This is a genomic window from Nocardioides sp., assembly GCF_044226305.1.
Taxonomy (GTDB): Bacteria; Actinomycetota; Actinomycetes; order Propionibacteriales; family Nocardioidaceae; genus Nocardioides.
In genome coordinates this window covers 23,451-31,613 of record NZ_JBGAHF010000028.1, presented here as the reverse complement: position 1 = coordinate 31,613, position 8,163 = coordinate 23,451, and the positions used below count along the sequence as shown (strand labels likewise).

The window sequence follows — 8,163 nt, the reverse complement described above, 5'->3', positions numbered from 1 at the left end:
CAAGAAGCTCTACTCATCCGAAGACGCCCGACGTGCAGCACTGGCAGGCTGGCTCCACCAGTACAACCACCACCGGTCCCACTCAGCGCTCGGTGGGCTTCCACCCATCACCCGGCTGGACAACCTGGCTGGACATCACAGCTAGCGTCCGAGGACGTGGCCGAGAACACGTTCTACCTTCCGGAGGCGCCGTGAACGTCGAGGACATCACCGCCGCATGGGTGGCAGACGTGCTCGGCACCGAGGTGCGCGACCTGGAGGTCGAGCGGGTCGGCACCGGCCAGATCGGCACCTGCTACCGGCTCCGGCTCGACGGGGCCCGCACGGTGCTGGCCAAGCTCCCTGCCGAGGACCCGGGCGCGCGGGACCTGATGGCGGGGGTCTACCGCAGCGAGGTCCGCTTCTACACCCAGCTCGCCGGGACGGTCGCGGTCCGGGCGCCGGCGTGCCACCACGCCGAGATGGCCACCGACTCCGGGGACTTCGTGCTGCTGCTCGAGGACCTCGCACCGCTCGAGCCGGGCGACCAGCTCCGCGGCTGCACGGTCGAGCAGGCCCGCGACGCCGTCGAGAACCTGGCCGGCCTGCACGGACCGCGCTGGAGCGACCCGACGCTGCTCCAGGTCGAGGGGCTCTCGGTCAACGGCCCCGAGGACGCCGCGCTGCTCGCCGAGCTCTACGGGCCGGCCACCGAGCTGTTCCTCGACGGCCTCGGCGACCTGGTCTCGGCCGAGGACGCCACCACCCTGCGTGAGTGCGTCGAGGTCTGCGAGCAGTGGGCACTGGGCCGCTCCGAGCGGTTCGCGCTGATGCACGGCGACTACCGGCTCGACAACCTGATGTTCCCGGCCGACGGCGGGCCGGGCGTCGTCGCCGTCGACTGGCAGACGCTGAGCCTCGCGCTGCCCGCGCGCGACCTGGCCTTCTTCCTCGGGACCAGCCTCCCGCCGGTCGAGCGACGGGCCCACGAGCGCGAGCTGGTGGCGGCGTACCACCACGCGCTGACGGCGTACGGCGTCGAGGGGTACTCGCTCGAGCAGGCCTTCGACGACTACGTGTTCGCGATGGTGCAGGGTCCGCTCGTGGCGGTGTTCGGCTGCGCGTACGGCGCTCGGACCGAGCGCGGGGACCGGATGTTCGCGACCATGGTGGCCCGGTCGTGCGCCGCCATCCGAGACCTGGGGACACTCGGACTTGTCAAGGAGTCCTGACGTCCGTCAGGGTTGCCCTGACGGCGGTCCGGCCGGCGACCCCACGGGGGTGTGTCGTGGCCGGGCCGCCGTCGCTTCAGCCGGCGAACCGCTCCCAGGCGGCCTGCCGCGAGACGCCCAGCGCCCGGCCGATCTCGGCCCAGGAGATGTTGCGTGAGCGGAGCAGCTGCACCCACTCGGCGAGGAAGCGGTCGACCTGCGCCCCGGTGCCCGCGATGAGCGGCAGCTTGCCGAGCAGGTCGGCGTCGGACATGTCGTGCCAGGGCGGTGGCTTCTCGACGCCGGTCCGGCGGAACTCCGCGACCACGCCGGCGTAGTAGTCGAGGCAGTCGCCGCACATGAAGGCGCCGAGGCCACCGACCATCGCCCGATCGCGCCGGCCGGGCTCGCCGCAGAACGGGAAGGTGTGCCGCTCGGTCCAGTCCACCTCGAACCCCAGACCGACCAGCCGCGTCGCCACCTCCTCGAGAGCAGGCACGTCGTCGAGGACGAGCGCCGGGTGCGCCTTGCGGGCCGGGGCGAAGGGCTCCTCCACCCCGACGTGGACCTCGGCGGCACCAGCGCGGAACCAGGCACCGCCGCGGCCACGCAGGGCCGCGGGCTTCTCGACCTCGGCCATGCCGAGCCCGTCGGCCCAGAACCGGCGCGCCCCGTCCTCGCCGCCGCGCGGGCAGGCGACCTGCACGTGGTGGAGCCTCATGCCGCCACCCCCGGCACCTGCGCGACGACGAAGACCCGTCGGAAGGGCAGCACGACGCCGTACGCGTGCTCGGGGTAGGCCGTGGCCAGCCGCCGGCGGAACTCGGCCTCGAACCCGGGCCGCAGGTCGTCGGGGAGCGCCTGGAGCGTCGGCCGGGCGCCGGTGCCGGAGACCCAGGTGAACACCGGGTCCGGACCGGTCAGCAGGTGGAGGTAGGTCGTCTCCCACGCGTCGACCCGGCACCCGAGGCCGGCGAGCGCGTCGAGGTAGACGGCCGGGTCGTGGCTCGACGGTACGGCGACGTCGCGGGTGTGCTCGGCGTACGGCTCCTCCGCAGCCAGCTCGGCGCGGATCGTGTGGCTGGGCTCGGCGAAGTTGCCGGGCACCTGGAAGGCGAACCACCCGCCGGGCGCCACGGTGCCGACCAGCCTCGGCAGCAGGTCGAGGTGGCCGGGGACCCACTGCAGGGTCGCGTTGGAGACCAGCACGTCGACCGGAGCCGACGGCGCCCAGTCCCGGAGGTCGGCGACGTCGAAGCGGACCCGGTCCTCGGCGGTCCGGGCCGCCGCGACCATCTCGGGGCTCGAGTCGAGGCCGACGACGTCGGCCTCCGGCCACCGGTCGGCGAGGAGGGCGGTCAGGTTGCCCGGGCCGCAGCCGAGGTCCACCACGGTGGCGGGGCGGTCGGCACCGATCCGGGCGACCAGCTCGACGAACGGGCGGCCGCGCTCGTCGGCGAAGGTGAGGTACCGCTCGGGGTCCCAGGTGTGGGTCATCGCTGTCTCCTCCGAAGTATCTTGACGTCGAGATATCGTGGACCGGCGATGTCTTGATGTCAAGATTCTCGACGGATCCGATACGCTGGCGGGGTGCGGGACGAGGTCGACGAGCTGGTCGAGGCGTGGGGGCAGGAGCGCCCCGACCTCGATCTTGCCCCCGTGGAGGTGTTCAGCCGGATCAGCCGGCTCGCCCGGCACCTCGACCTGGCCCGCCGCGACGCGTTCACCGCGGCCCAGGTGGAGTCCTGGGAGTTCGACGTCCTGGCCGCGCTGCGCCGCGCCGGGCCGCCGTACGAGCTGTCGCCGGGACGGCTGCTGCGCGAGACCCTGGTGACCAGCGGCACGATGACCAACCGGGTCGACCGGCTGACCGCCCGGGGCCTGGTCGAGCGGCTCCCCGACCCCCACGACCGCCGCGGCGTGCTCGTCCGGCTCACCCCCGAGGGCAAGGCCGCCGTCGACGGCGCCTTCGAGGCGCTGCTGGAGGCCGAGCAGACCTTCCTCGCCGACCTGCCCGACCGCGACCGCACCCGGCTCGCCGGGCTGCTGCGCACCCTGCTGGCGCCGTTCGCCTGACGCCGACCGGCCCACCGGCGGTTGAGGTGCGAGCGAAGCGAGCCTCGGAACCACACCGACGGCTGCCCCGTCGGCGCGTCGTGTCACTCCAGGAGCTCCGCGGCCTCCAGCCACTCCATCTCGAGCTGCTCCTTCTCGGCGGCGAGCTCGCTCAGCCGGGCCGAGAGCTCGGCCAGCCGCTCGTAGTCCTGCGCGTGCTCGAGGACCTCGGCGTTCAGCGTCGCCTCCTGCTGGGAGATCCGCTCGAGCTGCTTGTCGATCCGGGCGATGTTCTTGCGGGCCGCCCGCTCCTCGGCGCTGCCGGCCTTGGCCTTCGCCGGTGCGTCGGGGCTGCGCCGACCCGACGGCTCCTCGGGCGACAGCTGCGCCGACTCGGCGAGGGCGGCCAGGTGGAGGTCGGCGGCGCGGCGCTCGAGGTACTCGTCGACGCCGCGCGGCAGCATCGAGATCTGTCCGTCGCCGAGCAGCGCCCAGACCGAGTCGGTGACCCGCTCGAGGAAGTAGCGGTCGTGGGAGACGACGACGAGCGTGCCGGGCCACCCGTCGAGGAAGTCCTCGAGCACGTTGAGCGTGTCGATGTCGAGGTCGTTGGTCGGCTCGTCGAGGAGCAGCACGTTGGGCTCGTCGAGCAGCAGCATGAGCAGCTGGAAGCGGCGCCGCTCGCCGCCCGAGAGGTCGCCGATCCGGGTCGTCAGCCGGTCCCCGGTGAAGCCGAAGCGCTCGAGCATCGAGCTCGCCGTGATCTCGGCACCGTCGGCCGTCTTGGTGACCCGGCGGGTCGACTCGACCATCGGCAGCACCCGGCCGTCCGGGTCGAGCTCGTCGAGCTGCTGGGTCAGGTGGCGCAGCGCGACCGTGCGGCCCCGGCGGACCCGGCCGGCCTGCGGGGCCAGGGCGCCCGACACGAGGTTGAGCACCGAGCTCTTGCCGGCCCCGTTGACGCCCACGATGCCCACCCGGTCGCCCGGCCCCAGGCGCCAGGTGGCGTGCGACAGCAGCCGCTTCTCACCCCGGGTGAGGTCCACGTCCTCGATGTCGATGACGTCCTTGCCGAGGCGCTGGGCGGCGAACCGCTGCAGCTCGAGCCGGTCGCGCGGCGGCGGCACGTCCTCGATGAGCCGGTTGGCCGCCTCGATCCGGAACTTGGGCTTCGAGGTCCGGGCCGGCGGGCCGCGGCGCAGCCAGGCCAGCTCCTTGCGGGCGAGGTTCTGCCGGCGCGTCTCGGACGCCGACGCCTGCCGCGAGCGCTCGGCCTTGGCCAGCACGAACGCGGCGTAGCCGCCCTCGTAGGCGTCGACGACGCCGTCGTGGACCTCCCACGTGAACTGGCAGACCGCGTCGAGGAACCAGCGGTCGTGGGTGACCACGACGAGGGCCGAGGAGCGGCCGACGAGGTGCTGGGCCAGCCAGGCGACCGCCTCGACGTCGAGGTGGTTGGTCGGCTCGTCGAGCACGATCAGGTCGTGGTCGCCGAGCAGCAGCTCGGCGAGCGAGCAGCGCCGGCGCTCGCCGCCCGACAGGCCGATGACGGCCCGGTCGAGGGCGACCCCGGCCAGCAGCACCTCGACGATCTCGCGCATCCGAGGGTCCGACGCCCACTCGTGGTCGGACCGGCCGCCGAGGACCGCCTCCCGCACGGTGTGGGTGTCCTCCAGCTGGTCGCCCTGGTGGAGGTAGCCGATGAGCAGTCCCCGCTGCTGGGAGACCCGGCCGGTGTCGGGCTCCTCGAGCCCGGTCATCACCTCGAGCAGCGTGGTCTTCCCGTCGCCGTTGCGCCCCACGACGCCGATCCGCTCACCGGCGCCGATGCCGAGCGAGACGTCGGTGAGCAGCGGGCGGACGCCGTACGACTTGGAGACCCGCTCGAGGTTGAGCAGGTTGGCGCCGGGGCTAGGCATAGGACACCAGGTGGGCGCCGGCGACGGGCCCGTTGGCGGCCAGGACGACCGGGTGCCCCGCGCCGGACAGGTCGGCGGCCAGCGAGCGCGCGTGGTCGGCGGAGCCGCAGAGGAAGACGCAGGTCGGGCCGGAGCCCGAGACGATGCCGCGCAGCGCGCCGGCGGACTCGCCCGCCTCGATCAGCGCACCGAGCTCGGGCCGCAGGTCGACCGCGGGCGCCTCGAGGTCGTTGTGCAGCGCGTCGGCCAGCGCCCAGGCGTCGGCGTCGGCGATCGCGCGCAGCAGCGCGTCGGCGGGCACGGGGTCGGCCGGCGCGTCGGGGAACATCCGGTCGAAGTGCCGGTAGACCTCGGGCGTCGACAGCCCGACCTCGGCGGGCACGACCACCCACCACCAGGTGCCGCGGTCCGGCACCGGGTCCACCAGCTCGCCGCGGCCGGTGCCGAGGGCCGTCCCGCCGAGCAGCGCGAACGGCACGTCGCTGCCGAGCTGGGCGGCCAGCGCGAGCAGGTCCTCGTCGGGGGTGCGTACCTCCCACAACCGGTCCAGCGCCACCAGCGCCGCGGCGGCGTCGGCCGAGCCGCCGGCCATCCCGCCCGCGACCGGGATCGCCTTGGCGATGTGCACCTCGCCGGTGCGCTCGATGCCGTGGTGGGCCGCCAGCAGGTCGGCCGCCTTGTCGACGATGTTCTCCCCGCCGGTCGGTACGGCGTCCGCCGGCATCCAGCCGGGCAGGTCGACCCCGAGCGTCCAGCCGGGCGCCTCACGCACCGTGAGGTCGTCGTACAGGCCGATGGCCTGGTAGACGGTGACCAGGGGGTGGAAGCCGTCCTCGCGCAGGGCGCCGACCCCGAGGTGCAGGTTGATCTTGGCGGGCGCGCGGACCGTCAGCCCGCTCATGCGGGGAACAGCCCCTCGGCGATCCGCACGAACCCGTCGATGGTCAGCGACTCCCCGCGGGCCAGCGGGTCGACCCCGGCCGCGGCGAGCGCCGCGTCGACGTCCCCCGCGGGCGCCAGCGACCGCAGCACCCCGCGGAGCGCCTTGCGCCGCTGGGCGAAGGCCGCGTCCACGACCGAGAACACCTGCTCGCGGCTGGCGGTGGTGGCGGGCGGGTCGCGCCGGGTCCAGGCGACCAGCCCGGAGTCGACGTTGGGGGCCGGCCAGAAGACGGTGCGGCCGACGGCACCGGCGCGACGGACGTCGGCGTACCAGGCGGCCTTGACCGACGGGACGCCGTAGACCTTCGAGCCGGGTACGGCGGCCAGCCGGTCGGCCACCTCGGCCTGCACCATGACCAGGCCCCGCTCGAGCGAGGGCAGCAGGGCGAGCAGGTGGAGGAGCACCGGCACCGAGACGTTGTAGGGCAGGTTGGCGACCAGGGCGGTCGGCGGCGGGCCGGGGACCGCGTCGATGCGCATCGCGTCGGCGAGCACGACCTCGAACCGGTCGACCTGCTCGGGCGCGTGCTCGGCGATGGTCTCCGGCAGCAGCCCGGCGAGCTTGTCGTCGACCTCGATCACGACCACCCGGCCGGCGACCTCGAGCAGCGCCAGCGTCAGCGAGCCGAGACCCGGACCGACCTCGATGACGACGTCGTCGGGGCCGATCCCGGACTCGCGGACGATCCGGCGCACCGTGTTGGCGTCGATCACGAAGTTCTGGCCGCGCTGCTTGGTGGGCCGCAGGTCGAGGCGGGCCGCGAGCGAACGTACGTCCGCCGGTCCCAGGAGTCTGGGACCGGCGGACGTCGACATGGGGCTCAACCTATCGAGGCAACCCCAGCGAGGCTGCGCAGGCCGGCCAGGCGCCGTAGCCGCCCGACGCGTCGCGGATCTTGGTCGCGATCGCGATCTGGGTCTCCCGGCCGGCACTGCTCGGCAGGCCGGAGCCGCCGTACGCCTGCCAGGTGCCGAGGCTGAACTGGAGGCCGCCGTAGTAGCCGTTGCCGGTGTTGGTGGCCCAGTTGCCGCCGGACTCGCACTGGGCGAGCTGGTCCCAGACGGTGCTGCCGGAGGAGAAGCTGACCGCGGGCGCCTGGGTGCCGACCTTGACGATCTCGGAGACCGGCGCACGCAGCACGTGCTGCTCGAGCACCTTGCGGGAGGTCACCTGGCCGTTGCGGTAGACGATCCGGTAGGTGACGTCGCGCAGGCCGGTGCGGCCCTCGCGGGCCACCGTGGTCTCGCCCTCGGTCATCGAGTCGTCGTCCTGCTCGACCGTGCCGAAGTCGACGACCTCGCCCTTGACGCGCTTGGTGAGCACCCGGACGTCGGTGAAGACCAGCGTGTCGCCGTCCTCGAGCCGGTGCTGCGGCCCGGGCTTGGTCTCGTCGTCCTTGCCGACCTCCACCCCGAGCTCGTCGAGGGCGTCCTCGACGGTGAGCGCGGTGACGGTCTTCTTGACCATCCGGTGGCCGGCGATCTTGACGTGGAGGGTCTTGGGCGTGACGACCTCGAGGGTCATCCCCTCGCGGTCGATGCTGCCGCCGCGGCTCGCCGAGAGCTCGGCGCCGTGGTAACCGCGGCCGATCTCCTGGAGCGCGCGGGAGACCGTCGTCGCCGTGACCCAGTAGGTCTGGCTCTGGCCGTCGACCTCGAGCTCCAGCGGACGCGCGAACTTCACGGTGATCTTGCTGCCGTCCTCGACCTTCTCGTCCAGGCTCGGCGCGACCACGTCGCGGTCGCTCACCTCGACACCCTGGGCCTCGAGGACGTCGCCCACGGTGCCACCGAAGGCGGTCACCTGCTCGGACCTGCCGTCGAGCGACAGGGTGACGGTCTTGCTGAGGGCGCTGTAGCCCCAGGTCGACCCGGCGACCGCCAGCACGACGACGCCCGCGAGGACGAGCATCAGGGGTCGGCTCCGGACGATCCGGTTCAGGCGGCTGGGCTTGCTGTCCTGCTGCGGCGGGGCCTGCAGCTCGGTCGTGTGCTCTAGGTCGGGCACGATTCTCCGATTGTCGGTCTCCCCGGGCCTCGGGTGCCAGCGCTCCGCA

The 8,163-nt window shown here is 73.5% G+C and carries 9 protein-coding genes; 3 read left to right on the top strand and 6 right to left on the bottom strand.

Going from position 1 to position 8,163, the window contains the following annotated elements; genetic code table 11:
• Positions 1-145: integrase core domain-containing protein (locus ACILQ5_RS20200; RefSeq protein ID WP_395659829.1), on the top strand; the 145-nt coding region annotated here is incomplete at its 5' end.
• 46 nt (positions 146-191) lie between these two features.
• A complete protein-coding gene (locus ACILQ5_RS20195; RefSeq protein WP_395659828.1) occupies positions 192-1,211 on the top strand; it encodes a phosphotransferase in 1,020 nt (339 codons plus the stop codon).
• 76 nt (positions 1,212-1,287) lie between these two features.
• Here ACILQ5_RS20195 and ACILQ5_RS20190 read toward each other — a convergent pair whose 3' ends face one another.
• Both ACILQ5_RS20190 and ACILQ5_RS20185 read right to left on the bottom strand, forming a co-directional pair.
• Positions 1,288-1,911, bottom strand: a complete 624-nt coding sequence (locus tag ACILQ5_RS20190) for a hypothetical protein (RefSeq protein ID WP_395659827.1) — start codon at positions 1,909-1,911, stop codon at positions 1,288-1,290.
• Positions 1,908-2,687 (bottom strand): trans-aconitate 2-methyltransferase, encoded by a 780-nt coding sequence (locus ACILQ5_RS20185; RefSeq protein ID WP_395659826.1) that lies wholly within the window; start codon positions 2,685-2,687, stop codon positions 1,908-1,910. The genes ACILQ5_RS20190 and ACILQ5_RS20185 overlap by 4 nt, the downstream gene beginning before the upstream one ends.
• Before the next feature lie 93 nt (positions 2,688-2,780).
• Here ACILQ5_RS20185 and ACILQ5_RS20180 point away from each other — a divergent pair, with 93 nt between their 5' ends.
• Positions 2,781-3,266, top strand: coding sequence for a MarR family winged helix-turn-helix transcriptional regulator (locus ACILQ5_RS20180; RefSeq protein WP_395659825.1), 486 nt, complete (start codon positions 2,781-2,783; stop codon positions 3,264-3,266).
• An 83-nt stretch (positions 3,267-3,349) separates the two neighbouring features.
• Here the strand turns inward: ACILQ5_RS20180 and ACILQ5_RS20175 are convergent, their stop codons facing one another.
• From ACILQ5_RS20175 to ACILQ5_RS20160, 4 genes are read right to left on the bottom strand one after another with little or no spacing between them, the layout of a single operon-like run.
• Positions 3,350-5,164 (bottom strand): ABC-F family ATP-binding cassette domain-containing protein, encoded by a 1,815-nt coding sequence (locus tag ACILQ5_RS20175; RefSeq protein ID WP_395659824.1) that lies wholly within the window; start codon positions 5,162-5,164, stop codon positions 3,350-3,352.
• Positions 5,157-6,065: a 4-(cytidine 5'-diphospho)-2-C-methyl-D-erythritol kinase gene (locus tag ACILQ5_RS20170; protein WP_395659823.1), complete on the bottom strand. Its 909-nt coding sequence runs from the start codon at positions 6,063-6,065 to the stop codon at positions 5,157-5,159. Before ACILQ5_RS20170 ends, ACILQ5_RS20175 begins: the two co-directional genes overlap by 8 nt.
• Positions 6,062-6,922, bottom strand: a complete 861-nt coding sequence (rsmA, locus tag ACILQ5_RS20165; RefSeq protein ID WP_395659822.1) for a 16S rRNA (adenine(1518)-N(6)/adenine(1519)-N(6))-dimethyltransferase RsmA — start codon at positions 6,920-6,922, stop codon at positions 6,062-6,064. Before rsmA ends, ACILQ5_RS20170 begins: the two co-directional genes overlap by 4 nt.
• A 10-nt stretch (positions 6,923-6,932) precedes the next feature.
• Positions 6,933-8,114, bottom strand: a complete 1,182-nt coding sequence (locus ACILQ5_RS20160) for a ubiquitin-like domain-containing protein (protein ID WP_395659821.1) — start codon at positions 8,112-8,114, stop codon at positions 6,933-6,935.
• Positions 8,115-8,163 lie beyond the last annotated feature (49 nt).

Coding starts and splice junctions, on each gene's coding strand:
- ACILQ5_RS20190 (WP_395659827.1), bottom strand. CDS start 1,911: ATGAGGCTCCACCACGTGCAGGTCGCCTGCCCGCGCGGCGGCGAGGAC.
- ACILQ5_RS20185 (WP_395659826.1), bottom strand. CDS start 2,687: ATGACCCACACCTGGGACCCCGAGCGGTACCTCACCTTCGCCGACGAG.
- ACILQ5_RS20175 (WP_395659824.1), bottom strand. CDS start 5,164: ATGCCTAGCCCCGGCGCCAACCTGCTCAACCTCGAGCGGGTCTCCAAG.
- ACILQ5_RS20170 (WP_395659823.1), bottom strand. CDS start 6,065: ATGAGCGGGCTGACGGTCCGCGCGCCCGCCAAGATCAACCTGCACCTC.
- rsmA (WP_395659822.1), bottom strand. CDS start 6,922: ATGTCGACGTCCGCCGGTCCCAGACTCCTGGGACCGGCGGACGTACGT.